At 75.5% G+C, this 26,087-nt stretch carries 19 protein-coding genes and 1 pseudogene; 13 read left to right on the top strand and 7 right to left on the bottom strand.

The window, feature by feature from the left end:
• Positions 1 to 109: 109 nt before the first annotated feature.
• The 3 genes from J7W19_RS23835 to J7W19_RS23845 form a co-directional block, all read right to left on the bottom strand.
• Positions 110 to 1,051: an aminoglycoside phosphotransferase family protein gene (locus J7W19_RS23835; protein ID WP_004953202.1), complete on the bottom strand. Its 942-nt coding sequence runs from the start codon at positions 1,049 to 1,051 to the stop codon at positions 110 to 112.
• Between the two features lie 78 nt (positions 1,052 to 1,129).
• The gene (locus J7W19_RS23840; RefSeq protein ID WP_004953204.1) at positions 1,130 to 1,567 is read right to left on the bottom strand and encodes a ferritin-like domain-containing protein; all 438 of its coding nucleotides are present in this window, start codon (positions 1,565 to 1,567) and stop codon (positions 1,130 to 1,132) included.
• Positions 1,564 to 2,028: a hypothetical protein gene (locus J7W19_RS23845; RefSeq protein WP_040892234.1), complete on the bottom strand. Its 465-nt coding sequence runs from the start codon at positions 2,026 to 2,028 to the stop codon at positions 1,564 to 1,566. The genes J7W19_RS23840 and J7W19_RS23845 overlap by 4 nt, the downstream gene beginning before the upstream one ends.
• 206 nt (positions 2,029 to 2,234) lie before the next feature.
• On the opposite strand from J7W19_RS23845, the gene rimP reads away from it, so the two are divergent.
• The 9 genes from rimP to J7W19_RS23890 all read left to right on the top strand — a co-directional run bounded on the left by rimP (position 2,235) and on the right by J7W19_RS23890 (position 14,488).
• Entirely contained in the window at positions 2,235 to 2,768 is a 534-nt protein-coding gene (rimP, locus tag J7W19_RS23850; protein ID WP_004953211.1) for a ribosome maturation factor RimP, read from the top strand.
• 2 nt (positions 2,769 to 2,770) lie between these two features.
• Positions 2,771 to 3,772, top strand: coding sequence for a transcription termination factor NusA (gene nusA / locus J7W19_RS23855; protein WP_004953213.1), 1,002 nt, complete (start codon positions 2,771 to 2,773; stop codon positions 3,770 to 3,772).
• 202 nt (positions 3,773 to 3,974) lie between these two features.
• On the top strand, positions 3,975 to 4,253 hold the full coding sequence (locus tag J7W19_RS23860) for a YlxR family protein (RefSeq protein ID WP_040892230.1): 279 nt from the start codon (positions 3,975 to 3,977) through the stop codon (positions 4,251 to 4,253).
• Between the two features lie 181 nt (positions 4,254 to 4,434).
• Positions 4,435 to 7,467 (top strand): translation initiation factor IF-2, encoded by a 3,033-nt coding sequence (gene infB / locus J7W19_RS23865; RefSeq protein ID WP_040892232.1) that lies wholly within the window; start codon positions 4,435 to 4,437, stop codon positions 7,465 to 7,467.
• Between the two features lie 136 nt (positions 7,468 to 7,603).
• Positions 7,604 to 7,900, top strand: a complete 297-nt coding sequence (locus tag J7W19_RS23870) for a DUF503 domain-containing protein (RefSeq protein ID WP_004953226.1) — start codon at positions 7,604 to 7,606, stop codon at positions 7,898 to 7,900.
• A gap of 23 nt (positions 7,901 to 7,923) precedes the next feature.
• A complete protein-coding gene (gene rbfA, locus J7W19_RS23875; protein ID WP_004953230.1) occupies positions 7,924 to 8,385 on the top strand; it encodes a 30S ribosome-binding factor RbfA in 462 nt (153 codons plus the stop codon).
• Positions 8,382 to 9,287 (top strand): tRNA pseudouridine(55) synthase TruB, encoded by a 906-nt coding sequence (truB, locus tag J7W19_RS23880; RefSeq protein ID WP_004953232.1) that lies wholly within the window; start codon positions 8,382 to 8,384, stop codon positions 9,285 to 9,287. The genes rbfA and truB overlap by 4 nt, the downstream gene beginning before the upstream one ends.
• A gap of 249 nt (positions 9,288 to 9,536) precedes the next feature.
• Entirely contained in the window at positions 9,537 to 13,484 is a 3,948-nt protein-coding gene (locus tag J7W19_RS33135; RefSeq protein WP_233478163.1) for a serine protease family protein, read from the top strand.
• Positions 13,485 to 13,537: 53 nt separating this feature from the next.
• Complete coding sequence (locus J7W19_RS23890; RefSeq protein ID WP_004947619.1) at positions 13,538 to 14,488, top strand: bifunctional riboflavin kinase/FAD synthetase; 951 nt, start codon at positions 13,538 to 13,540, stop codon at positions 14,486 to 14,488.
• Between the two features lie 226 nt (positions 14,489 to 14,714).
• Here J7W19_RS23890 and J7W19_RS23895 read toward each other — a convergent pair whose 3' ends face one another.
• Both J7W19_RS23895 and J7W19_RS33535 read right to left on the bottom strand, forming a co-directional pair.
• Complete coding sequence (locus J7W19_RS23895) at positions 14,715 to 16,727, bottom strand: MinD/ParA family ATP-binding protein (RefSeq protein WP_004947615.1); 2,013 nt, start codon at positions 16,725 to 16,727, stop codon at positions 14,715 to 14,717.
• Positions 16,728 to 17,675: 948 nt separating this feature from the next.
• Positions 17,676 to 17,960 (bottom strand): annotated as a pseudogene (locus tag J7W19_RS33535) (SCO5717 family growth-regulating ATPase); the annotation flags it as partial.
• A gap of 252 nt (positions 17,961 to 18,212) precedes the next feature.
• Here J7W19_RS33535 and J7W19_RS23900 point away from each other — a divergent pair.
• Genes J7W19_RS23900 through J7W19_RS33700 form a run of 4 tightly spaced genes read left to right on the top strand, consistent with a single transcriptional unit; the run spans position 18,213 to position 23,626 of the window.
• Positions 18,213 to 19,262, top strand: coding sequence for a protein kinase family protein (locus J7W19_RS23900; protein ID WP_004947609.1), 1,050 nt, complete (start codon positions 18,213 to 18,215; stop codon positions 19,260 to 19,262).
• A complete protein-coding gene (locus J7W19_RS23905) occupies positions 19,262 to 21,484 on the top strand; it encodes a protein kinase domain-containing protein (RefSeq protein ID WP_004947607.1) in 2,223 nt (740 codons plus the stop codon). The genes J7W19_RS23900 and J7W19_RS23905 overlap by 1 nt, the downstream gene beginning before the upstream one ends.
• Positions 21,485 to 21,532: 48 nt before the next feature.
• On the top strand, positions 21,533 to 23,464 hold the full coding sequence (locus J7W19_RS23910) for a serine/threonine-protein kinase (RefSeq protein WP_004947605.1): 1,932 nt from the start codon (positions 21,533 to 21,535) through the stop codon (positions 23,462 to 23,464).
• Entirely contained in the window at positions 23,465 to 23,626 is a 162-nt protein-coding gene (locus tag J7W19_RS33700) for a hypothetical protein (protein ID WP_004947603.1), read from the top strand.
• A gap of 118 nt (positions 23,627 to 23,744) precedes the next feature.
• Here the strand turns inward: J7W19_RS33700 and J7W19_RS23915 are convergent, their stop codons facing one another.
• Together J7W19_RS23915 and eccE are read right to left on the bottom strand one after the other, a co-directional pair.
• Entirely contained in the window at positions 23,745 to 24,542 is a 798-nt protein-coding gene (locus J7W19_RS23915; protein WP_004947600.1) for a hypothetical protein, read from the bottom strand.
• Positions 24,542 to 25,804 carry a type VII secretion protein EccE gene (eccE, locus tag J7W19_RS23920; protein WP_004947598.1) on the bottom strand — a complete coding sequence of 421 codons (1,263 nt, stop codon included), beginning with the start codon at positions 25,802 to 25,804 and terminating at the stop codon, positions 24,542 to 24,544. The genes J7W19_RS23915 and eccE overlap by 1 nt, the downstream gene beginning before the upstream one ends.
• Between the last annotated feature and the right edge of the window lie 283 nt (positions 25,805 to 26,087).

Consider the following 26,087-nt stretch of genomic DNA (forward strand, 5'->3'; position numbering starts at 1 on the left):
TCGGCGGACCCGCCGCCCGCCGTCTCGCCGGGCGTGCCCGCGGGGAACCGCCGGCGGACGCCCGGGGCGGGCCGGTCGCCGCGCGCCGGGCTCTCCGCCGGGCCGCTCCCTACAGCAACGCCGCGAACTCCAGCAGGAGTTCGGCCGCCTTCCCGTTGCCGGCCGCCCGCTCCCGTACCCCGTCCGCCACCGCGCGGAACAGCGTCCAGCCGCGCAGCCGCTCCGCGTCCACCTCCAGGGTGTCCGCGAGACGGGCCGCGCGGCGGCGGGCGATCGCCGCCGCGCCGGGGGAGGCGAGGAGGGTGTCGGCGCGGTCGCGGACCAGGCGGGCCAGGTCGTAGGCGCGTTCGCCGGTCAGCGGGCGGGGGCCCACCGCCAGCCAGGGCAGCCGCTCGCCGGCCAGGACCTTGCCCTGGTGGTAGGCGCCGTGCAGCAGGCTCGGCGGCTCGTCGGCGGGGCCCGGGGCCAGCGCGTCCCGCAGGTCCAGGGCCTCGTCGACGAGCGGCCGGGCGTCGGCCGCCCAGGGCTCGTCCCGCCAGGTGCGCAGGGCGCCGGCCAGGCCGGCCGTGTGGTCGGCCACCGAGGGGACGGCCGTGCCGCCGGGCGGCGCGACCCACAGCCGCTGGAGCGTCGCCGACGCCTCCAACTGTGCCTTGGCCTCGGCGAGCGAGCGCAGGCCGACGTCCGGGCTCAGCCGCTCCAGCAGCAGCGCGCCCGCCTCCGGAGCGGCCGTCAGGACCCGGACCGCGCCCAGTCCGCCCCAGTGCTCCAGCGCGGCGTGCTCGGCCGCCGCCGCGCCGCCGGGCGGCAGGAGCTTGAGCGCCGCCGGGGTGCCGTCCGCCCGGTGCGCCAGGACCACCAGGCCCGTACGCCCACCCGGCGCCTGCACCCGTTCGGGCGTCAGCTCCCAGCGGTCCAGCCACTCCCGGGCCGTCGCCGGGAGCCCGGCCAGCCACCGGCGGGCGGCCTCCGCGCGGGCGGGGTCGGGGTCGGAGCCCAGGGCGTGAACCAGCCGTTCCGGCGGTTCGAGGCGGTCGTTCGCATGGCCCATCCCTGTGCTGTCCCTTTCGTCCGTGCAGTCCCTACCGGTCGGGCGTCCGTGCCGGTGGGGCCGGCCGGGGACGGAGAGCTACGCGCCGGCCGGGGCCCGCCCGGCGAGCCCAGGGAAGGCTACGCTGCCGCCCCGCCAGCGCGTTCCGCGCACCGCCGCCTCGCGCAGCGCCGCCGCGGCCTCCCCGCGCAGCGCGCCGTCCGCCGCCGCGACCAGATCGGCGTAGACGGCCGCCACCCTGCTCTCCAGCTCCGCCGCCAGGCGCGCCGCGGCGGGCGCGTCCGGCACCGGGAACGGCAGTACGTACGCCGCCTCGGCGACGACCGGGGCGCCGCCCAGGCCGTGGACGGTCCGCCGCAGCGCGTCCCGCCGGCCCCGGTGTGCCTCGTACGCCTCGCGGGCCTCCTGGGCCCGCTCCTCCCCGGCACGCGCGCCGACCACCCCGTACCCGTAGACCGCGGCGTGCTCGGCGGCCAGGGCCGCCTGTACGGCCGTCAGCACGGCCGGATCCGTCATGCGTCCGCTCCCAGCAGGTAGGCGTGGGACGCGCCGGCCGCGGCCACGGAGGCGAGCAGCCGGGCGAGTTCGGGCGGGGCCGCCGCGAGGGCCGCGGTGTGGCCGTCGGCCGTCCGCCGCTCGGCGGCGGCGAGCGCGGCGAGCGCCTCGTCGGGGTCGTCCGGGACAGCGGGCGGAGGCGCCGAAGGAGAAGGGGCAGGTGTGGGGGCGGCGCCGAACGCCTGGGCGTGGCGGGCGGTTTCGGCCCGCAGCGGGCGCAGCCGGGGCGCGAGGGCGGCGTGCGCGGCGAGCGTCGCGTCGTAGCGGGCGAGCAGGGCCGTCGTGTTCCGGCCGGCCTCGGCGCGGGCCCGGCCGGCTGCGCCGTCGCCGTCCCTGCCGCCGGCGCAGCCGGTGAGCAGCAGTGCCGCCGCGCCCGTCAGCAGCGCGCGTCTGCGGGGGCCGCGGGCCCGCGCCGTCGTCATGAACGCCACGTTCCACTTCCTGCCGGTGGTCGTCGGGGCACCGTCGCGGGACCAGGGGTCGTGATCACCGTTCGTGAGCGTACCGGCGCCCGGCGGGTGTCCCGCGGACGAAGGCACCGAATCGTCAGCCGGGTGCCGGAACGGATAGGCTTTGACCTGACACGCGACTTTCCCACAACAGCACACGCGGCCGAGGAGTCACCCGGATGAGCACCACCCAGAGCGAGCGGCTCCGCGAGCTGCTCGCCCCTCTCGTCAGCGCACGGGAGTTGGATCTGGAAGAGGTCGAAGTGACACCGGCCGGAAAACGGCGTGTGCTGCGCATCGTGGTGGATTCCGACGACGGCGTCCAGCTGGACGAGTGCGCCGAGCTGAGCCGGGAGGTCTCCGCGAAGCTCGACGAGAGCGACGTCATGGGCGGCGCCCCGTACGTCCTGGAGGTCACCTCCCCCGGCGCCGACCGCCCCCTCACCCTGCACCGGCACTACGTCCGGGCCACCGGCCGGCTGATCAAGGCCCAGCTCACCGCGGGCGGCGAGCTGGTCGCGCGGATCGTCGCCGTGGACGACGAGGGGCTGGATGTGGAAGTGCCGGGTGTGAAGGGACGCAAGCCCACCGCCCGGCGGCTCGCCTTCGACGAGATCGCGAAGGCCCGCGTGGAGATCGAGTTCAACCGACCGTCCGGTGCGGGGGCCGCCCAGGCCGAAGCGGAAACCGACGAGAATCAAGAGGAGGCGTAGCCGTGGACATCGACATGAGTGCCCTGCGGGGCCTGGTGCGAGAGAAGGAGATCTCCTTCGACCTGCTGGTCGAGGCGATCGAGTCGGCCCTCCTCATCGCGTACCACCGCACCGAGGGAAGCCGCCGCCGGGCCCGCGTGGAGCTGGACCGGTCCACCGGCCACGTCACGGTCTGGGCCAAGGAGGACCCGCAGGACCTCGCCGAGGGCGAGGAGCCGCGCGAGTTCGACGACACCCCGTCCGGCTTCGGCCGGATCGCCGCGACCACCGCCAAGCAGGTCATCCTCCAGCGTCTGCGCGACGCCGAGGACGAGATCACTTTCGGTGAGTTCGCCGGCCGTGAGGGCGACGTCGTCGCCGGTGTCGTCCAGCAGGGCAAGGATCCCAAGAACGTCCTGGTCGACATCGGCAAGCTGGAGGCCATCCTGCCGGTGCAGGAGCAGGTCCCCGGCGAGGACTACACCCACGGCACCCGGCTGCGCACCTACGTCGTCCGGGTCGCCAAGGGCGTCCGCGGCCCGTCCGTGACGCTCTCGCGGACCCACCCCAACCTGGTGAAGAAGCTCTTCGCCATGGAGGTCCCGGAGATCGCCGACGGTTCGGTGGAGATCGCGGCCATCGCCCGCGAGGCCGGCCACCGCACCAAGATCGCCGTCCGTTCGACCCGCTCCGGGCTGAACGCCAAGGGCGCCTGCATCGGCCCGATGGGCGGCCGCGTCCGCGCGGTGATGGCGGAGCTCAACGGCGAGAAGATCGACATCGTCGACTGGTCGGACGACCCGGCGGAGCTCGTCGCCCACGCGCTGTCCCCCGCCCGGGTGAGCAAGGTCGAGGTCGTGGACCTCGCCGCCCGCTCGGCCCGGGTGACCGTGCCGGACTACCAGCTGTCGCTCGCCATCGGCAAGGAGGGGCAGAACGCCCGCCTGGCCGCGCGGCTCACCGGCTGGCGGATCGACATCCGGCCGGACACCGAGCACACCGAGCAGCAGGACAAGCCGGAGTAAGCCCGCGCTCGGCGCGGGCGGATGGAAGCACTCGGGGGCGCGCGGCACGGAGCCGGCGCCGGTTCGCCACCTCGCGCCCCCGGCGCGATCCGTGGGTGGAACCCCCGGGAAACCGCCGCCCGCGCGCCGCGAGTCAAAAAGCATACGTAGCCGATCTGTGCCCCAAAGGGGTGAGCCCGGCTCGGGGAGGTAGACTTAACCAGTGTCTGGCCGGACGCATGCCCGCGCATGCCCTCAGCGCACCTGTGTGGGGTGCCGGGAGCGAGCGGCCAAGGGCGATCTGTTGCGGATCGTGCTGATCGAGGGCGCCTGCGTCCCCGATCCGCGCGGTACGCTGCCCGGCCGGGGTGCCTCCGTGCACCCCACACTGGTCTGTCTCGACCTGGCGGTCCGCCGCCGGGCGTTCCCCCGGGCCTTCAAAAGCCCGGGACCGCTGGACACCGCGGAACTGCGCCGTCACATCGAGACGATCAGGCAGTAAGAAGAGTTGGACCCCGCATCAGCGGGGATGTCCCAGGCACGGGTACCCGGTACCCGTGCGGTCAGGTACCTCGCGATTTGGAAGTAGGTCGAGATTGCGATGAGCACTCGATGAGTACGCGATGAGTACGCCCATGAAGTAGCGACGGTCCGGTTGACAACCCGGACCTAGAAGGAGCGAAGTGGCTAAGGTCCGGGTATACGAACTCGCCAAGGAGTTCGGAGTGGAGAGCAAGGTCGTCATGGCCAAGCTCCAAGAACTTGGTGAATTCGTCCGTTCGGCGTCCTCGACGATCGAGGCGCCGGTCGTCCGTAAACTGACTGACGCGCTGCAGGGGCCCGGCGGCAACGCCGGCAAGTCCGCTGCCAAGCCCGCGGCGCCGCGCAAGGCGGCCCCCGCGAAGCCGGGCGCGCCCACTCCGGGTGCCCCGCGCCCCGCCGCACCGGCCCCGAAGCCGGCCGCGGCCCCCACCCCCACCCCCAAGCCCGCCGGTGGCGCCCCCACCCCGGGTCCCCGTCCGGGTCCGAAGCCGGCCCCGGCGAAGCCCGCCCCGGTCACCCCGGTGCCCGCCGCGGAGTTCTCCGCGCCCGCTCCGGCCCAGCCCGCCGCCCCGCAGCAGCCCGGCGCCCCGCGCCCGGCCGCTCCCGGCCCGCGCCCCGGCGCCCGTCCGGGCCCGGCGGGTCAGCAGCGTGACGGCGGCCAGGGCCAGCGTGCCCCCCGTCCGGGCCAGGGCGGTGCCCGTCCCGGCGGTCGTCCGGCCGGTCCCCGTCCGGGCAACAACCCCTTCACCTCCGGTGGCTCCACCGGCATGGCCCGCCCGCAGGCCCCGCGCCCGCAGGCACCCCGCCCCGGTGGCGGCCCGGCCGGCCCCGGCGGTGCCCCGCGCCCGCAGGGCGGTCCCGGCGGCGCTCCCCGCCCGCAGGGCCAGGGCGCTCCCCGTCCGACCCCCGGCGGCATGCCCCGTCCGCAGGCTCCCGGCGGCGCCCCGCGTCCCGGCCCGGCGGGCAACCGTCCGAACCCCGGCATGATGCCGCAGCGTCCCGCTGCCGGCCCGCGTCCGGGCCCCGGCGGCGGTCGCGGTCCCGGCGGCGGCGCCGGCCGTCCCGGCGGCGGTGCCCGTCCGGGCTTCGCCGGCCGTCCGGCCGGTCCCGGCGGCGGCGGTCGTCCCGGTGGCGGCGGCGGCTTCGCCGGTCGTCCCGGTGGCGGTGGCCCCGGTGGCGGCGGCGGCTTCGGCGGCGGTCGTCCCGGCTTCGGCGGGCGTCCCGGCGGCCCCGGTGCCCGCGGTGGCACGCAGGGTGCCTTCGGCCGTCCCGGCGGTCCGGCCCGTCGCGGCCGCAAGTCCAAGCGTCAGCGGCGCCAGGAGTACGAGGCCATGCAGGCCCCGTCCGTGGGCGGCGTGATGCTGCCGCGCGGCAACGGCGAGACCATTCGCCTGTCGCGTGGTGCCTCCCTCACCGACTTCGCGGAGAAGATCAACGCCAACCCGGCGTCGCTCGTCGCCGTGATGATGAACCTCGGCGAGATGGTCACGGCCACGCAGTCGGTGTCCGACGAGACGCTGACGCTCCTCGGCGACGAGATGAACTACACGGTTCAGATCGTCAGCCCCGAGGAGGAGGACCGCGAGCTCCTCGAGTCGTTCGACATCGAGTTCGGTGAGAACGAGGGCGGCGAGGAGATGCTCGTCGCGCGTCCGCCGGTCGTGACCGTCATGGGTCACGTCGACCACGGTAAGACGCGACTGCTCGACGCGATCCGCAAGACCAACGTGGTCGCGGGCGAGGCCGGCGGCATCACCCAGCACATCGGTGCCTACCAGGTCGCGACCGAGGTCAACGACGAAGAGCGCAAGATCACCTTCATCGACACCCCGGGTCACGAGGCGTTCACCGCCATGCGTGCCCGCGGTGCGAAGTCGACCGACATCGCGATCCTCGTGGTGGCGGCCAACGACGGTGTCATGCCGCAGACGATCGAGGCCCTGAACCACGCCAAGGCGGCCGACGTGCCGATCGTGGTCGCGGTCAACAAGATCGACGTCGAGGGCGCGGACCCGACCAAGGTGCGCGGTCAGCTGACCGAGTTCGGCCTGGTGGCCGAGGAGTACGGCGGCGACACGATGTTCGTCGACATCTCCGCCAAGCAGGGTCTGAACATCGACAAGCTGCTCGAGGCCGTCGTCCTCACCGCCGACGCCGCGCTCGACCTGCGCGCCAACGCGGAGCAGGACGCGCAGGGCATCGCGATCGAGGCCCACCTCGACCGCGGCCGCGGCGCCGTGGCCACCGTCCTCGTCCAGCGCGGTACCCTCCGCGTCGGCGACACGATGGTCGCGGGCGACGCCTACGGCCGTGTGCGGGCCATGCTCGACGACAAGGGCCAGAACGTGGAGGAGGCGGGTCCGTCGACCCCGGTCCTCGTCCTCGGTCTGACCAACGTCCCGGGCGCCGGCGACAACTTCCTGGTTGTCGACGAGGACCGCACGGCCCGCCAGATCGCCGAGAAGCGCGCGGCGCGCGAGCGCAACGCCGCCTTCGCCAAGCGCACCCGCCGGGTGTCCCTCGAGGACCTCGACAAGGTGCTCAAGGCCGGCGAGATCCAGCAGCTCAACCTCATCATCAAGGGCGACGCGTCCGGTTCGGTCGAGGCTCTCGAGTCCTCGCTGCTCCAGCTCGACGTCGGCGAGGAGGTCGACATCCGCGTGCTGCACCGCGGCGTGGGTGCGGTCACCGAGTCCGACATCAACCTGGCGTCCGGCTCCGACGCGATCGTCATCGGCTTCAACGTCCGCGCCGAGGGCCGTGCCACCCAGATGGCCGAGCGCGAGGGCGTCGACGTCCGGTACTACTCGGTCATCTACCAGGCGATCGAGGAGATCGAGGCGGCTCTGAAGGGCATGCTGAAGCCGGAGTACGAAGAGGTCGAGCTCGGTACGGCGGAGATCCGCGAGATCTTCCGCTCGTCCAAGCTGGGCAACATCGCGGGTGTCCTCATCCGCTCCGGCGAGGTCAAGCGCAACACCAAGGCGCGCCTCATCCGCGACGGCCGGGTCGTCGCGGAGGACCTCACCATCGTCGGTCTGCGTCGCTTCAAGGACGACGTCACCGAGATCCGCGAGGGCTTCGAGGGCGGTATCAACCTCGGAAACTTCAACGACATCAAGATCGACGACGTCATCGCGACGTACGAGATGCGCGAGAAGCCGCGAGGCTGATCACCGCAGCCTGTCCGGGGCCGGTCGGCGGGGGAATATCCCGTCGATCGGCCCCGGCCGTTGCGTGTACGGTTTCGAATAAGCCGTACACACCACGGATGCCCAAGGCCCCACGGGTGGCATGAACCCGCACCACATGTATGTAGGGACGCTGTCCTTCGACCTCCTCCTCGGCGACGTGCGGTCGCTGAAGGAGAAGCGCTCCGTCGTCCGCCCGATCGTCGCCGAGCTGCACCGCAAGTACGCGGTGAGCGTGGCGGAGGTCGGCGAGCAGGACCTCTACCGCAGGGCCGTGATCGGTCTGGCGGCGGTCTCCGGCGACATGGGGCACCTCACGGACCTGTTGGACCGCTGCGAGCGCTGGGTCGCCGCACGTCCTGAAGTGGACCTGCTGTCCGCGCGGCGGCGGTTCCACGGCGAGCACGACGACTGAAACACCAAGAAGGAGACGGACCAGTGGCCGACAATGCGCGGGCTAAGAAGCTGGCGGACCTCATCCGGGAGGTGGTGGCCCAGAAGCTGCAGCGCGGCATCAAGGACCCGCGGCTCGGCAGCCACGTGACCATCACGGACACCCGGGTCACCGGCGACCTGCGGGAGGCTACGGTCTTCTACACGGTCTACGGCGACGACGAGGAGCGCGCCGGCGCCGCCGCCGGGCTGGAGAGCGCCAAGGGCATGCTCCGGTCCGCGGTCGGCAAGGCGGCGGGGATCAAGTTCACCCCGACCCTGACGTTCGTCCCGGACGCCCTGCCGGAGAACGCCCGGACCATCGAGGACCTCCTCGACCGGGCCCGCAACCTGGACGCCAAGGTGCGCCAGGAGGCCTCGGGCAAGGACTACGCCGGCGAGGCCGACCCGTACCGCAAGCCGGGCGAGGACGACAACGGGGACGCCGAGGGCGGCGCCTCCGCATGAAGCGCAAGACACCGCCCGGCCCCGACGGTCTCGTCATCGTCGACAAGCCGGCCGGCTTCACCTCGCACGACGTCGTCGCCAAGATGCGCGGCATGGCGAAGACCCGCCGCGTCGGGCACGCCGGGACCCTCGACCCGATGGCGACCGGCGTGCTCGTCCTCGGCGTCGAGCGGGCCACCAAGCTCCTCGGTCACCTCGCGCTGACCGAGAAGGAGTACGTGGCCACCATCCGGCTCGGGCAGAACACGGTGACGGACGACGCCGAGGGCGAGATCACCTCGTCGGCCGACGCCTCCGGGGTCACCCGCGAGGCGATCGACGCCGGCGTGGCCAAGCTGACCGGGGCCATCATGCAGGTCCCGTCCAAGGTCAGCGCCATCAAGATCGACGGCAAGCGCTCGTACAAGCGGGCGCGCGAGGGCGAGGACTTCGAGATCCCCGCCCGCCCGGTGACCGTCTCGTCCTTCACCGTGCACGCCGTGCACCCGGCGGAGGCCGAGGACGGCACCCCGGTGCAGGACGTGCTGGTCTCCGTGGTCTGCTCGTCCGGCACCTACGTCCGCGCCCTGGCGCGCGACCTGGGCGCGGACACCGGCGTCGGCGGCCACCTCACGGCGCTCCGGCGCACCCGGGTCGGCCCCTACGGGATAAGCGAGGCGCGCACCCTGGACCAGCTCCAGGAGGAGCTGGCCGTGATGCCCGTCGCGGACGCGGTCTCCGCCGCGTTCACCCGCTGGGACGTCACGGAGGAGCAGGCGAAGCTGCTGGGCAACGGGGTCCGGGTGCGGATGCCGCTCTTCGAGACCGCCGGACCGGTCGCCGTCTTCGGCCCGGACGGCACCTTCCTCGCCCTGGTTGAGAACCAGGGCGGGCGGGCGAAGAGCCTCGCCGTCTTCGGCTGAGCCCCGGAACCGCTTCCGGAACACCGTGGGGCGGGGACCGTGTCACCGCGCTCCCCGCCCCACGACCCCCCTCCCCCCATCTCTATCCATCTGATACGCACGATTCACCCCAACGGGCAGGCGCTCGGAGTGAACCAGGGGGGTGCAAGGGGGCGCGTTCGGCTCGCGATCTGTCCTGCCGATCACCGGCTGCCTACCTTCGGAACGTACGGGCGTACGCACGTACGGTCACGCGGGGAGGTTCGGCGGATGAGCGGTCGGCGGGCCGACGCGGACGAGTCCTTGGTACGCATCAGGGATCTCGCCGGGCGGCGGCGCGGCACGGGCTTCCCGGTCGACGACAGGTCCACCCTGATCACCAGCCACGAGGCGGTCGACGGCCTCGCCTGCCTGGTGCTGCATGCCGCGGGCGACCGCACGGTGGTGGTCGGCGCCGACGCCGTCACCCCGCTGCCCGACTGCGACCTGGCCCTGGTCCGGACGGAGGGCCTGGACCTGCCGCCGCTCGCCGTCGCCGCGACCGAGCACATCGCGGGCGGCACCCGGGTCCGGCTGCGGGCCGGCCGCTGGCACGACGCCTCGATCGTCGGCGAACCCCTGGTCACGTACACCGCCACGGACCGCTTCCACCTGCTGCGCACCGCCCTGGAGCTGTCCCTCCCGGAGCGGACGCCGCTGCGGCTGGGGGAGGAGGCCACCGGCGGCCCGGTGCTCGACGCGGGCACCGGAGCCGTCGTCGCCGTCCTCGGTACCGCGCTGCACGCCGAGCGCCGGGCGGGCGGCTACGCGATCCCGCTGCGGGCCACGGCCGCCGCCGACCCCGACGGGCCGCTGGCCAGACTCCTGGACCGGAACGCGGCGACCGTCCCCGCCTACGGCCGCGACCTCAACCTCGCCGGCGCCCTCCAGCTCACCGGCACTTCCCTGGGCTCGGTGGTCACCCCCCGCACCTGGCGCGACCCCGTCGGGCGGCCCGAGACGATCCGCGAGTTCGACTGCTTCCTGGCCGGCGGGGCGCCCGGCGGGCGGGCCCTGACCCGGGCCGCCGGCGGGCACGGCCCCGGCGGGCCGTACGTCCTCGGCCTGGTCGGCGAGCCGGGCACCGGGCGCACCACCGAGCTGGGCGCCCTCGCCGCCCGGCGCTCGCGCGGCGCGGAACCGGCGCCGACGCTCTGGCTGCGCGGCGCCGACCTGCGCGCCGACGACGTGAGCCTGCGCGACGCCATCGCCCGCGCGCTGCAGGCCGCCGGCCGCATCGTCACCGCCTCGGCGGGCGCCCAGGGCACCGTCGGCGACACCTCCGCGGCCACCCCCGAGGCCGTCGCCCACCTCGCCCACCGGGTCGGCCGGCCGCTGCTCGTCCTCCTCGACGGCCCCGAGGAGATGCCGCCCCTGCTGGCCCACGCGCTGCCCGGCTGGACCGCCGCCACCGCCCACTGGCTGGAACGGACCGGCACCCGGCTCGTCGTCGCCTGCCGTCCCGAGCACTGGGAGACGGCCGGCGCCCTCTTCCCGCCCGCCGCCCTGCACTCCCCGGCCACCGCCCTCGGCACCGGCGCCCCGGCCCTCACCGCCGCGCCGCCGGCCGCGCTGCCCGCCTGCGTCCGGCTCGCCGACCTCACCCCCGAGCTCGCCGAGCGCGCCCGCGCCTCGTACGGCGTCCCGGCCGGCGGACTCGCCCCCGCGGACGCCGGGCATCCGCTCGCCCTCCGGCTGCTCGCCGAGGTCCACGCGGCGCTTCCGGACGGCGCGGACCGGCCGGAGGGCGCCCCCGCCCCCGACCGGTGGGACGTCTTCGCCGCCCACCTCGACCTCGTGTGCCTGCGCATCGCCGTCCGCCTCGCCGCCGCCCGCCGGCCCCCGCTGCGCGGCACGGCCGTCCGCCGGCTGGCCGCCAAGGTGGCCGGGCAGGTGCACGAGGCCGCCCGGCAGTGCCTCGGCCCCGGGCAGGGCGAGCTGGAGCGCGAGACGTTCGAGCAGCTCTTCCCGTGGCGCACCGGCTGGGCCTCGGCCGTCCTGACCGAGGGCCTGCTCGTCCCGGCGGGCAGCGGCTACCGGTTCGCCCACGAGGAGTTCGCCGACTGGCTGCACGGCACCCACCTCGACCTGGACGCCGCCCTGCACGCCCTCGTCCACCGCTGGTACGAACCGGAGGGCCCGCCCGCCGAGGCGGCCGTCCGGCTGCCCTCCCGCCGGGGCGGCGGCCCGGCCCGGGCGCCCGAGGGGCACGTACCGCCGCCCCCGGGCTCCCGGCCCCCGACCAGACGCCGGGGCCGGCGCGGCGGGGACCGGCAGGAGGGGCCCACACTGCTCCCCGTCCCACGGCACCGCATCGGCCCCGTCCTCCAGTCCCTCCTGCTGCTCGGCCGCCGCTCGGGCCCCACCGAGCTGTCGCGGCGGCTGACGGCGCTGGTCCACGCCGTGGAGACGCTCTCGGGGCGGGAGGGGGCGCCCGCCGGTGGGGTGTCCTCCGGCCGGGGGGCCGACGGTGGGGCGGCTGACAGTGGGAGGGCGGAGGGCGCGGCAGGGGAAGGCGGGGCGGCGGACGGCGCGGAAGGGGCCACCGCCGACCGGCCGCCGGTGCTCACCGACCCGGCCTGGTGGGCGGCCCACCTGCTCTCCGAGACCCTGCTGCGGGTCCCGGACGCCACTCCGTACCTCGGCGTGCTGCGGCTGCTCGCCGAGCGGGTCGCCGAGTGCGCCCGCGCGGCCGGCGGCTTCGACTCCACCGCCACCGGGGCGCTCGGCGGCCTCACCCGGTTCGGCCCGCCGTTCTGGCTCCGGCTGCGCCTCGGCCTGGGGGACCGCCTGGACCTGCTGCGCCGCCTCGTCCCCGCCGACGCCCCGCCGCCGGGCGCGGCCGGCGGGGTGCCCCAGCCGCCGGTCGCCGACCGCTTCCTCCCGGCGGCGGCCGCGCTGCTCGGCGACGAGCCGTGTGCCGCCCAGGCGCTGATCTGCCGCTGGTTCGACGACGACCGCCCGCTGCTGACCGCGCCGGACGGCGGCGCCGGGTTCGCGGCGCCCACCGTCGCCACGGCCGCCCAGGCCATGCTCCACACCCACCGCCGACGCGCCCTCGACGACCTCACCGACGCCCTGGTCGGCGCCGCCCACCCGCGCGCCGACGAACTGCTGGCCGCCCTCGCCGAGGACGAGCCGTCCGCCCTGTGCCGGGCCGTCGACCGCTGGGCCCACGACGACCGGGTGGAGCTGCACGTCGCCGCCGCCGCGTACGGCCTGAAGGCCGTGCCGTACGTCACCACCGAGGCCGACCGCGAGCTGCTGCGCTACTCCGCGCTGGCCCTGCTCGCCCGCCCCGCCGAGGGCGCCCTGCGCGGCCCGGCGCTGGCCGTCCTGGTCCGCGACCCGCTCACCCGCGCCAAGCACCTGCCGGAGGCCGTCGCCCGGTTCTCCGCCGGCGACCCGCAGGTCCCCGCCGCCGCCCTGGCCGCCGCGCTGACCACCCACCCCGAGCCGGTGCTCGGCGCCTTCCGCGCCCGGCTCTACCAGCCGGGGGACGGACCGGCGGACGTCCTGCGGATCCTCGCCGAGGTCTCCGACCCGGCGCTGGCCCGCCGCGCGGCCTCCCTGGTCCGCGAGCACGTCGAGCACCGGCCGGACAACGCCCCGCACGTGGCCGCCTTCATCGACCGGCGGCTGGAGGACGGCCCGTCCGCCCGCGCCGTCCTCTTCCCGCTCGTCACCCACCTGTTGCGCACCCGCCCCGCGCCCGTCCGCCGCGCCCTCGCCCCGGTGCTCGCGGCACCCGGCACGGCCGCCTCCCGGGGGTTGCGGCGCGAGTTGCTGGAGGTGCTGCTGGAACGCGAGGAGCAGGAGCCGTACGAGCGGGGCGGCGACGTCCTCGACGCGCTGCTGCGGGCGGTGGCCGAGGGCGCGTCCGAACGCTCCGAGGCGCGCACCCGCGACCTCGTGCTCCGGGTCGGGGAGCTGCTGGCCCGCACCGCGGAGGGCGCGGCCCGCTTCGACCGCCGGCTGGTGCAGCTCGCCGGCGAGGTCCCGGCGTTCGGCGCCCGGCTGCGCCGCTGGCTGCGGACCGCGCCCGCGCAGTGGGCGCCGGTGGTGGGGCCGGGGGCGCGGATCCGGCTGACGGCGGGGAACGGGAGCGACGTGCGCGGGGCGGACGATGCGGGGGTCCCGGCCGATGCGGACCGCCGCCAACCGGCATGGCACTCTTAGACCTGCGTAATCGACAGAGACAAGAGTTCGGGTTCGGGCGAGGAGCGGGCACAGTGCAACGCTGGCGTGGCTTGGAGGACATCCCCCAGGACTGGGGGCGCAGCGTCGTCACCATCGGCTCGTACGACGGTGTCCACCGCGGGCACCAGCTGATCATCGGCCGTGCGGTGGAGCGGGCACGCGAGCTGGGGGTGCCGTCGGTCGTGGTGACCTTCGACCCGCACCCCAGCGAGGTCGTACGGCCGGGCAGCCACCCGCCGCTGCTGGCGCCGCACCACCGGCGCGCGGAGCTGATCGCGGAGCTGGGCGTGGACGCGGTGCTGGTCCTGCCGTTCACGGCGGAGTTCTCCAAGCTGTCGCCGGCCGACTTCGTGGTGAAGGTCCTGGTCGACAAGTTGCACGCGAAGCTCGTCGTCGAGGGCCCCAACTTCCGCTTCGGCCACCGTGCCGCGGGCACGGTGGCGCTGCTGGAGGAGCTCGGCACGACCTACGACTTCGGCGTCGAGGTCATCGACCTCAAGCTCACCGGCGAGGCCGGCGGCGGCCTGCCGTTCTCGTCGACGCTGACCCGCCGCCTGGTCGCCGAGGGTGACGTGGCCGGCGCCATGGAGATCCTCGGCCACCCGCACCGCGTCGAGGGCGTCGTCGTCCGCGGCGCCCAGCGCGGCCGGGAACTCGGCTTCCCCACCGCCAACATCGAGACCCTGCCCCACACGGCCATCCCCGCCGACGGCGTCTACGCCGGCTGGCTCGTCGTGGCGGGCGAGGCCATGCCCGCCGCGATCTCCGTCGGCACGAACGTGCAGTTCGACGCGACGGAGCGGACGGTGGAGGCGTACGCGATCGACCGGGTCGACCTGGACCTGTACGGGCTGCACGCCGCCGTCGACTTCCTCGCCTACCTGCGGGGGATGGAGAAGTTCGAGACGCTCGACGCGCTGCTGGAGCGGATGACCGACGATGTGAAGCGGGCACGGGAGCTGGTGGCTGCGGCTTCGCGGTGAGAGTGCCCCTGTCCCGCCCTTTCGCCGTTTCCTGGGGGCTGCGCCCCAGACCCCGCTTGTCGCGGCTTCGCCGCTCGTCCTCAAACGCCGGACGGGCTGACTGTTCAGCCCGTCCGGCGTTTGAGGACAACCGCGCGGAGCGCGGTTTCGGGGGTGCGGGGGCTGGCCCCCCGCAAGAAACGGTGAAAGGGCGGGGCCGGGGCAAACCACCCGGCCCCGCCGGATATCACTGCTGCTGCGGCCAGCCCCCGGGCGCCGGGTACTGCTGCCCCGGCTGAACAGGCGGCGGCACAGCCGCCTGAGGCGGCTGCCCACTCGTCCCCCACAACCCCTGCTGCTGCTGGGCCCGGACGAAGTCCTCCGCCACCATCGCCGACAGAGTGAAGTAGGCCTCCCGCGTCTTCGGCCGCATCATCTCCAGGTCCAGCTCCGCCCCCGCCGCGAGATGCTCGTCGAAGGGCACGACCACGACTCCCCGGCAGCGCGTCTCGAAGTGGGACACGATGTCCTCGACCTTGATCATCTTCCCGGTCTCGCGGACCCCGGAGATGACGGTGATGCTGCGCCCGACGAGCTCGCCGTAGCCGTGCGCGGCCAGCCAGTCGAGCGTGGTGCTGGCGCTGCTCGCGCCGTCGACGGACGGGGTGGAGACGATGATCAGCTGGTCGGCGAGGTCGAGCACGCCGCGCATCGCGCTGTAGAGCAGACCGGTTCCCGAGTCGGTGAGGATGATCGGGTACTGCCGCCCCAGGACGTCTATGGCCCGGCGGTAGTCCTCGTCGTTGAAGGTCGTGGAGACGGCCGGGTCCACGTCGTTGGCGATGATCTCCAGGCCGGACGGCGCCTGCGAGGTGTAACGGCGGATGTCCATGTAGCTGTTGAGGCCGGGGATGGCCTGCACCAGGTCACGGATGGTCGCGCCGGTCTCGCGGCGCACCCGGCGGCCGAGGGTGCCGGCGTCCGGGTTGGCGTCGATGGCCAGGATCTTGTCCTGGCGCTCGCTGGCGAGGGTGGCGCCGAGGGCGGTCGTCGTCGTGGTCTTGCCGACACCGCCCTTCAGGCTGATGACGGCGATCCGGTAGCACGACAGGACGGGCGTGCGGATCAGCTCCAGCTTGCGCTGCCGCTCCGCCTCCTCCTTCTTCCCGCCGAACTTGAACCGGCCCGAACTCTGCTTCTTCGGCTTCGGCTTGCTCTTGAGCAGCCGCTCCGAGGACAGCTCGACCGCGGCCGTGTAACCCAGCGGAGCGCCGTGCACGGACCGCTGCCGCTGCTCCGGCGTCACCGTCGGCCAGCCGCCGGTACGCGGGTCGACGGGACCGGTGGCCGCCGCGTCGGCGGGCTGACCGGGCTGACCGGGCCGGCCCCCGGGCTGACCGGCCTGTGCGGGCTGTGCGCCGGGGGCGCCCTGGGGGAAGGCGCCGGTGTCGGTCGGGCCGGCCTGCGGCTGGGGGGCGTACGGGCCGGGGGCCTGGGCCGGGGCGCTCTGGGGCGCGGTGGGCGGCTGGGGCTGCGCCTGCGGCAGGGGGTACGGGTTCTGCGCGGGGGGCGCGGGCGTCTCCCCGGTGGGGGTTCCGGGATGCGGGAAGCCGTAACCGCCCTGCGGGGCGGCGCCCGTCGGGTGGGGGAAGCCGTAGCCGCCCTGCGGCGTGGACGCGGGCGCGGTGGTCGCGGCGGCGGGCGGGAAGCCGTATCCGCTCGTGGGCGCGGGCGCTTCGGCCGAGGGGACCGTCGGCTGCGGGAACCCGTAACCGGCTTGCGGCTGGGGTGCGTTGACGGGCGCCTGCGGCGTGGGCTCCGGTACCGGAGCGGGCGCGGGCGCGGGCGGGGCCGCCGCCGGGTCCGGCTGCGGGGCGCCGTACCCCCCGTACGCGGGAGGCGGTGTCGGGGTCGGCAGGGACGGCGGGGGAGTGGGCTGCCCGGCGGCGGGCAGCGCGAAGTCGCCCTGGGCGGACGCCGCTTCGGCGGCCGGGACGGAGGGGTTCGGTGCGCCGTACGCCGGGAGCGCGTGCGGCGCGGGCGGGGCGTACGGGCTGTGCTGAGCGCTGTCCTGCGGAGCGGGTGCCGGTGCCGTAGGGGACGGAGTGCCCGCGTTCGCGGGATAGGGAGCGGCCTCCGGACCGGATGCCGTGGGCAGCGCGAAGGCGCCCGAGCCGTCGGCCGTGGCGGGTGCGGGCGTGGCCGAGGTCTCCATCTGGGCCGGGGGAGTGGGCGGCGCGGCGGGCGGCGCGGGCGGCATCGCCGGGGCTTGCGGCGCTGCCTGCGGTGCCGCAGGCGGGGCCCAGGCGGCAGGGGCGGCCCGGCCGTCGGCGGGCTCCGCCGGGCGGAAGTCCGGCGGCAGGGGCGGCAGGGACGAGGGCGGAACGGAGGGCGGGGTCCAGGACTCGGTGGACGCGCTGGGCGCCTCCGCTTCCTCCGGCGTCACCGCAGCGGAAGGGGAAGAGGGGGCGGAAGTAGAGGGGGAGGGGGAAGGAGAAGGAGAAGGAGAAACGGAAGAGACAGGTGCGGCGGGCGCGGCCGGCGGCGACGCCGAGGGCGCCGATGCCGCCGCCGCCGACGCGTCCCCGTCCGTCGCGGCTCCGGTCCGGTTGCGCAGCGAGCTCGCCGAGAACCGCATGGTGCCCTCGCTGCGCAGCGTGCCGCTGTTGTCGGCTTCGCCTGAAACCTCCGGCGTCTGCGCCGACTTGTCCGTCTTCGCGGGCGCGGCGTTCGCTCCGGTTTCCTCCGCTTCGCCGGACTTCGGGGCGTGCGCGGCGATTTCGTCCCTGAGGGCCGCGGCCGAGAACCGCATGGTCGCGGGCGTCGTCGTCGCCCCGGTCGGCGCGGGCTCCGCGTCGGCGGCGGCCCCCGTGTCGGCGGCGGCCCCCGCGTCGGCGGTGCCATGCCCGGCCACGGCGCCGGGCCGCGCGTCGCCGCTGTCGTCCGCGCTCCCGTCGGCGTTCTTCCCGCTCACGGCGTGAGCGTCATGGGAGTGAGCGTCGGCGTCAACGGCCTGAGCAGGGGCGGCGATGGCGGACGAGTCCGCGACCCCACCGCCCTCCGCACCCTCAACCGTCACCGGCGCCACAGGAGCGACCGGCTCCGGCGCCGTGTGAGGACCCGTTCCCTCCCCCGAGGCGGGCGGTGCCGGAGGGACGGAAGGGGCCGGACGCGCCGGGGGGACCGCCGGAGCGGGCGGGGAGGTCTGGACGTACCAGGCGGGTGGCGTGTAATCGATGGTGAACTCGCCCGTGTGCTCGACTTCCTGCTCCTGGTCCAGCTCGTGGTCGGCGTCGGACCGGTTCTCGCCGGCTGTGGTCCCGGCCGCGCGGATCTCGTTCCGATCGCTGCTCACAATGCCTCCTGCTGGTGTGGTCCGGCGCTTCGGGGAATCACCTGCCGGCACCGGGCCGTTCCCGGGGCACGACCGCCCGATTCCCCCATACGTCACGCTGCGGGCCCCCGGCGTCGGGTTCTCCATGCGTACGGTCATCAAGACTAATCGTCATCCGTAGCACTGCGGCAGGCCCGCTCACTCCCGCCCCGTCCGCGCGGGTCACGGCCCGATACCGCCGCCGGAACCCCCGTCACCACCCGGGCCCCCGGCCCCCGTCGGAGCCGGTCGAACGCATGAGTAGGCTCCTGTGTCCGCCTGTCGTACGCGCTTTCCGCGGTCGTCAGTGCTTGTCATCCGTGCGCAGGGCGCCCCCGGAGGGGGACGAGGGGAAGTGGGGGAGTGGCCGGAATGGAACCGTCAGGCCCGGGCGACCCAGGGCGGATCGGCCCGTACGCGGTGCTGGGCCGGCTCGACGCCGGGGTGGGCGGTGACCTGACGGCCGGTGGTCCGCCTGCCGCCGTCCGTGCCGCGGGGCACCGGTTCGTCGCGCGGTCCCGGGACGGCGACCGCACGGTGATCCTCACCACGCCCCCGGCAGGCACCGACCCGGACCGCTTCCGGGCCGAGGCGGAGGCGGCCCGGCGGCTGTTCGGCCCGTGGACGGCCGTGGTGGACGAGGTCGGAACGACGGCCGCGACCAGCGAGGGAACTCCGGGCGGCGACCCCGCCCCCTGGTACACCACCCCGTACGTCCCCTCCCTCCCGCTGCCCGCCGCGCTCGCCGCGCACGGCGGTCCGCTGCCCGAACGGACCGTCCGCGCGCTCGGCACCGCCCTCGCCGAGGCCCTGGCGGCGGTGCACGCGACGGGCGTGGCCTACGCGGGGGTCTCCCCCGCGGCCGTCCTGCTGACGTCCGACGGCCCCCGCCTCACCGGCTACGGCGCGGTGCGCGCGGCGACCCCGCCGGGACCGGACGGCACCGGACCCGTCGGCCTGGCACCGGGGACGGTGCCCCCCGAACAGCTCGCCGGGGCACGGCCCGAGCCGCCCGGCGACGTCTTCGCCCTGGGCGCGGTCCTGGCCTGCGCGGCGACGGGACACACCGTCCCGGAGCGCGACGAACTGCCCGAGGGCCTGCGCGCCCTCGTCTCCGCCTGCCTCGCCCGCGACCCCGCCCACCGGCCGTCGGTCCGCCGGCTGCTGGACGAACTCCCCGGCACCGCCCCCGGCTTCGGCCCGCCGCCCGTCATGGACGGTCCGCCGGAGGCCACCGTGGTCGACGGCGGACCGAGCCGGGCGGGCACGCTCCTCGCCCCCGGCTGGCTGCCGGCCCGGGTGGTCGCCGCGCTCGTCGGGCAGTCCGCCGCCGTCCTCGCCGCGGAACCGGCGGAACCAGCGTCCCCACCCGCACCACCCCACCCACACCCGTCCCCCTCACCCCACCGCGGACCGTCCTGATGCCTCTGCCCCTCCACCACGACGACCCCCGGCAACTCGGCCCGTACCGGCTCGTCGCCCGGCTGGGCGGTGGCGGCATGGGCACGGTGTACCTGGCCCGTTCCGCGGGCGGCCGGACGGTCGCGCTCAAGGCCGTACACCCCCGGTTCGCCTCCGACGAGGCGTTCCGCGCCCGGTTCCGGCTGGAGACCGACGCCGCCCGGGTGATCGGCGGGGAGTACGGCGCCGGGGTCGTCGACGCCGACCCGTTCGCGTCCCGGCCCTGGCTGGCGACGGAGTACGTCCTGGGCCCGCCGCTGGACGAGGCCGTGGAGCTGTGCGGCCCGCTCCCCGAGCGGACCGTACGGGCCCTCGGCGCCGTACTGTGCCGTGCGCTCGGCCAGTTGCACCGCTCCGACGTCGTCCACCGCGACCTCAAGCCGTCCAACGTCCTGGTCACCGCCACCGGCCCGAAGATCATCGACTTCGGGGTGGCACGGGCCCTCGGCGACGACCGTCTGACCCGGCTCGGCACCGCGGCCGGCACCCCCGCCTACATGTCGCCCGAGCAGGCGGCGGGCGTCGAACACACCTCCGCCGGCGACGTCTTCGCCCTCGCCGGCGTCATGGTCTTCGCGGCCACCGGCCACGCCCCGTTCGGCGCCGGCCAGGCCGCAGACCTCCTCTACCGGGTGCGCTACGCGGCCCCCGACCTGACGGGCCTGCCGCCCGCCCTCACCCCCGCGCTGACCCGCTGCCTGGACAAGGACCCGACCCGCCGCCCCTCCACGACCGAACTGGCCGAACTGCTGGCCGACACGGGGACCGGCGGAATGGTCACCGCGGAGTGGTTCCCCACGGCCCTCACCGACACCCTCCTCGCCGAAATCGCCCGCCGCTCCACCGAAGTCTGGCGCCACCACCCGCACCGCCTGCCCCCGCCCCCGGACACGGACGGCACCCCGCCCGCCCCCGGCCCCCGCCCCGCCCTCTCCCGCCGCCGCCTCCTCGCCATCGCCGGCGGCTCGACCCTGGCCGCGGCGGCGACCGGCACGGGCGGCTGGCTCTGGTGGAGCGGCCGCGAGCACACCGGCACCTCCCGGTCCACCCACTTCTCCCGTCCCGCCAACATTCCCGGCCGCGTCACTTGGTGGGCCCGCCTCGACAAGGCGGACGGCAGCCGTCCGCCCCTCGCCGTCGGTGCTCTGGTGGCCGTGCACGGTCAGGCGGGACTGGCCGCCTATGACGCGAAGACCGGTATCAGGCGGTGGCTGGCCACGGCGGTCAAGCAGTCGTACGAGTTCACGGCGGACACCGAACGCGTCTACGCCTCCGCGCCCGACGGCGCGTCCACGACGGGCTTGAAGGTCTACGGCGTCTCGGACACCGGTGTCCTGGAACACGTCGCCGGCCCGTTCGGCGACCTTTCCTCGGGAACCGGCCACGCCGAACCCCTGGCGGCCGTCGGCGGAGTGGTCTACCTGGCCGCCCGCCAGAGCGGCGATCAAGGCCCGGAGCGCTGGTCCCTTCTCGCCGTCGACGCCAAGACGGGCGAGCGGCTCTGGAAGCAGCCTCTCGGGGACCACACCCCGGGTTACGCGACGGACAGGATCGTGGCCGGCGTCGCCGGTGGGCACCTCGTCTATGCCCGGCCCCTGCCCTCACAACGCACGAACCTCCTTGTCTCCCACCGGCTTTCGGACGGGCGGCGGGAGTGGGACCGGGAGGTTCCGGGGCGGCGGCCCGACGATCCCTTCCCGGACCTCGGGAAACTGGCGATCGACGGCCGGCACGTCTACTTCGCCGGGTCGGAACTGACCGCCGTCGGCCTGGACGACGGCAAACCGGTGTGGACGTTCGGCCACGGCCGCCCTCAAGGCGACCTCCCGGCGGGGACCGGCGCCTACGGCCCGCCGACGGTCAAGGCCGGCGTGGTCTACGCGGCGGAGGGGACCCGCGGCGTCGTCGCCCTGTCCGCCGCCACGGGGGAGCTCTTGTGGGAGGCCCCGTTCCCCGGCATGCCGCCCGGCCCGACGGCACCGGTGCTCGGCCGCACGTACCTCTACGCCGTCGCGACGGACGGTGCGCGGGACCAGATCCGGGCCGTCGACCTGCGTACCCACCGGATCGCCTGGTCGATGGACGTACCGGGGCGGATCGGCGGTGCGCCCCTCGCCCATGAACGGGCGGGCCACGTCGTCTGGACGTCCGGCGACTACGTGTGCGCCCTGCCGTTCGCATAGCTCCCCGCGCAGCTCCCGACGCAGCCTGGTGAAAGGAAGTCCCCAACCGTGAAGCCACTCGCCGCCGGTGACCCGGTCCGTCTCGGCCCGCACCGGATCCTCGGCGTCCTCGGGGAAGGCGGCATGGGCAAGGTCTATCTCGGCCGGGACGACGCCGGCCGGCCGGTCGCGATCAAGGTGCTGCTCCCTGAGCTCGCGCACGACCCGGGCATGGCCCGGCGCTTCGTCCGCGAAGCGAGGGCCGCGCAGGCGGTCGCCAGTCCGGGCGTCGCCCGGGTGCTCGGCGCCTGGACGGACGGCGAACGGCCCTGGATCGCCACCGAGTTCCTCGCCGGTCCCACGCTCGCCGAGACGGTCGAGCGGCTGGGGCCCCTGGACGAGACGGCCGTGCGCGCCCTGGGAGCGGCCCTCGCCCGGACGCTCCAGGACATCCACGCCGCCGGCCTCGTCCATCGCGACCTCAAGCCCGGCAACATCGTCCTGACCTCCGCGGATCCGCGCGTCATCGACTTCGGCATCGCCCGCCCCGAACACGGCCTCACCCTCACCGCCACCGGCACGAGCCCGGTCACCCCCGGCTACGGACCGCCCGAACAGGTCCTCGGGCAGCGGGTCGGTCCGCCCGGCGACGTCTTCGCCCTTGGCGCGGTCCTCGCTTACGCGTCGACCGGCCGCCGCGCGTACGACGGGGCCGATGTGGCGGCGGTGCAGTACCGGGTCGTCCACGGCGCGCCGGACCTCTCCGCCCTGCCGCCGGCCCTCCTCCCGGTCGTGGCACCGTGCTTCGCGCGCGACTCCGCCCACCGGCCGGCACCGGCTCGGATCGCCGCCGCCCTCGCGCCGCCCAAGTCCGCCCGGAACCTGTGGCGCCGCGGTCCGCTCGGCGACGACATCGCGCGGCGCGAGGCCGAGGCCCGGAAACTCGTCGCGGCGCCCGTGCCGGAGGCGACCGGCGCCCCGGGTCGCCGGCGCTTCCTCGCCGGGCTGGCCGGGGCCGGCACCGTGGCCGTGACCGCCGCGGGCGGCGGCGCCTGGTGGTTGCTCCGCGGGGGCGGCGACGGGGAAGGCGGGAGACCGGCGGAGAAGGAGGCCGCACCGGCGCCTCGACCCTGGGACGCCAAGCGCCTGAACGCCGCCGACCACCGTGACGGCGAACCGCCCACACCGCTGTGGGGGCCGTTCACCGCGCATCGGCTCGGTCGGTGGCTGCAGCCGGTGCGCGACCTCGTCCTCGTCGCCGGAAAGGAAGGGCTGACGGCACTCCGGGTGACCGACGGTCAGGTGAAGTGGGTGGTGCGGAACGACCACCAGTCCCACAGCGCCGCACTGCCGAACGGGCTGGTGGCCACGGTCTTCGAGGATCGGCTGGTCGCGGTCGACGTCGGCACGGGCAAACCCAGGTGGAGCGCCGGCGAACACGTCTTGCGCGTGCTGGCGGCCGACGAGTCGGCGGTCTACGTCGCCACCGGTGAGTCGGCGGAGACCCGACTGTGCGCGTTCGACTTCTCCACGAGGGCGCTCCTCTGGGACGTGCGGACGCCGATACCCCAGGCGTACGGCCGGGGTGACTCGCGGGCGGCGGCCGGCAGCGGACGGTTGGTGCTGTTCGGAGGGGACGAGGGGAACGCCGTCGCGCTCGACGCCCGTACCGGTCGTACGGTGTGGCGGCAGCCGCACCAGGGGATCGCGGTAGGGCTGCCCCCTGTCTTCTCAGGAAGCACCGTGTATCTGGGCGGCAGCAGCCTGACGGCCAGGAGAGCGGAAGACGGCAAGACGATCTGGTCGATTCCGGCCAAAGGCAAACCTTTTGGCTATGTGGGAGGCTGGAGCACTCCCGTACTCGACGGGGACGCGCTGTACGCCGTGGACGAGGATCGCATCAGCCGACGGAACCGCCACGACGGCAAGGCGGATTGGACCCGCCCCTTGGAAGGGTTGGCGAGCACCAACTCCGTGACCGTCCAAGGGGGGATGGTCTAGGTGTCCGAATCGAACGACAAAGGCGTGATCGCTCTGGACAAGGCCACCGGTGCGCCTGTGTGGACCTGGTCGAACGGCTACGGCGAGTGGCTGGCGGCCGGAGCGGGCAACCGGGTCTTCCTTCTGCGGGACGGACAAGTGACGGCCATGCCCGTCACATGACGGCCGTCCCGCCACCGGCGCGGGCTGACACGCCCGCTCCGGCCCCTTCCGGTTCCGGGCGCGGCGTCGGCCGCACGGGTTCTCCCGAGCGTCCACTCCGGCCGCCTCCGGAACGCCGCTACTCCAACCGCCGCGCCGCCCCCAGCAGCCCCGCCTCCGGGTCCGTCGGCTGGGTGGTGACGTAGGTGCGGGACGAGCGGGTGCACCACAGGGTGACGCCGTCGGGGAGGGTGGAGAGGGATTCCACGTCCTCCCGCGGCAGGTTCATGGTGCGGCCGATCTGGACGGCCTCCTCGGGGGCGACCCGCTGGACGCCCACGAGGTCCGCCTGCGACATCAGGCGCGCGGTCGTCGGGCCGGGGTAGGGGAGCAGGGTCAGGACCGGCTGCCAGGGCGCGGAGCGGACGCGGCCGAGGGGAGGGCGTATGCCGCAGTCGCGGACGATGAGGACGGGGCTCGGCACCGAGGGGCCCTGCGGGGGGACGCGGCCCACGTCGTGCAGGGTGATGGACTGCTGGCCGGTGTTGGCGGCCTGCGCGAGCGCCGTCCAGAGCTGTGGGCGTCCGCTCTCCACGGCGACCCGCGCGCCCGTGCCCACCGCGCGCAGCGCGATGACCTGCGCCGTCCACGCGCCGCCGACCAGGACGACGTCGAACGCGGCCGGGCGGACCAGTCCCAGCACGGCCGGGGCGCCCTGGGCGTCCGTGCCGACGACCACGCCGTCGTCGCCGACCGGCAGGCCGAGCTCCGCGAATCGGTCGGGATCCAGCTCGTGCCGCTCGCGGCGGGGGCCGAGCAGCCCGAAACCGGACGCGGGGCGCCGGGTCGGGGAGGCCGACGGCGGGGGAGCGGACGGCGATCCGTCCGGCGCCGCCGGGGCCCGGCGTGCCCGCGCCGTTCTCGACAACAGACCCATCAGCGTGTCCCTCCCAGCGGCAGCGTGGCGAGGACGCCCGGAACCTGCTCGTGGTCCAGCCGGACGAGCCCGACCTTCACCCCGCGCGCCGTCCGCTCCAGCTCCCGCCGGACCTCGCTCAGTTCGTCGGCGCTGCGCCCGCACACCCGTATGTGCCCGGTGACCGTCGGCACGTGCCCGCCGTCCTGGGAGCGGCCGCGGCCGAGCGTCAGGCTCAGCGTCGTCGACAGCGCGGGCAGCGACGTCAGCAGCGCCGCCAGCTGCGGCAGCGACGCCGCCCCGGAGCCCAACTGCGGCCAGCGGCCGACCCAGTAGGAGGTGTGCCAGCGGTCGTCGCACCGCCACGTCCGGGACGTCTCGACGGTCCGCCGCGCGCCCGTACCCGAACGGCTCGCCTGCGCCGTGGCGGCCGGGTTGACGTTCGCCGCGGTCGACAGGGCCGTCGCCAGCCCGTCCTCCGCGAGCAGCACCGCCCGGAACCCGGCGCTCCGCAGCCGGCTCGTCAACTGGTCCGCCGCGCGCAGCACACACCGCCGGGCACCCTGGACCCCGCCGCCCCGGGCCGCGACGGCCTCCGGGCACAGCTCGGGGTCGAGCTTGAGCGCCACCCAGGTCATCCGGACCGCGGGGGCGCCCGTCAGCGCGTGCAGGGGCGCGTAGTTCCGCGCGGCCAGCGCCTGGGCGGACAGGTGGGGGGCGGGCGAGGGCAGCGCGCTCTGCACCACCTGCACCGACTCCAGCCGGACGTCCGCCGTGTCCAGCGCGTCGCGCAACAGGCCCAGGGGCAGCGCCTTCTCCACCCGGCGCGGGCGCAACGGCTCGTCCACCGCCTCGACCTGGAGGACGACCGTCACGAACGTCCCGTCACCCACCACGCCTATGTGCCGGCCCTCGCGGTCCGTGAACGACTCCACCCGCAGCGCCGGTTCGCACTCCACGAGCGGGGCCAGGGCGGGCGCGATATCGGAGGGGGCCGGCGCGCCGGCGGTGCCGCGCGTACGGCGGCGCAGCGCGAGGACCGCGCCCAGCCACTCCGGCACCGGCCGCTGCCGCCGCCGCGCGAGCGCCAACGCCGCGAGGACGACGGCCACTCCGCCGGCGGGGGCGGCCAGCAGCGGGTCGACGGCGTACCCCACGAGCACCAGCGCCGCCGCCACCTCCAGCAGCACGAGCTGCTGCAGCCGCACCGGGCCCAGCCGGCCCGGCCCGGACCGCCGGCGCACCACCGTGGCCTGCTGCGCCGTTCGCGCCGCGGACGCCATACCCGCGCACCCCCCTCATCCTCGTCGGAACACTCACCCGAACACCCGCCGGACCGCCCAACGGGACGCCCGCGACGCACTCGCCGGACCGCGTGCCGGATCGTCCGCCGGGACACCCACGGACCGTCCGCCGCGCAACCGCCGGACCGTCCGCCGGGACGCCCACAGGACCGTCCACCGGGACGCCTCCCGGACCGTTCACGGCACACACGCCGGACCGTCCCGGAACCGCGCCCCGTCACGGCCGCGGACGGGCCGCCGCGGACCCGGGCCCGTTCGGCGA

The sequence above is a fragment of the Streptomyces mobaraensis NBRC 13819 = DSM 40847 genome (assembly GCF_017916255.1).
GTDB classification, from domain to species: Bacteria; Actinomycetota; Actinomycetes; order Streptomycetales; family Streptomycetaceae; genus Streptomyces; species Streptomyces mobaraensis.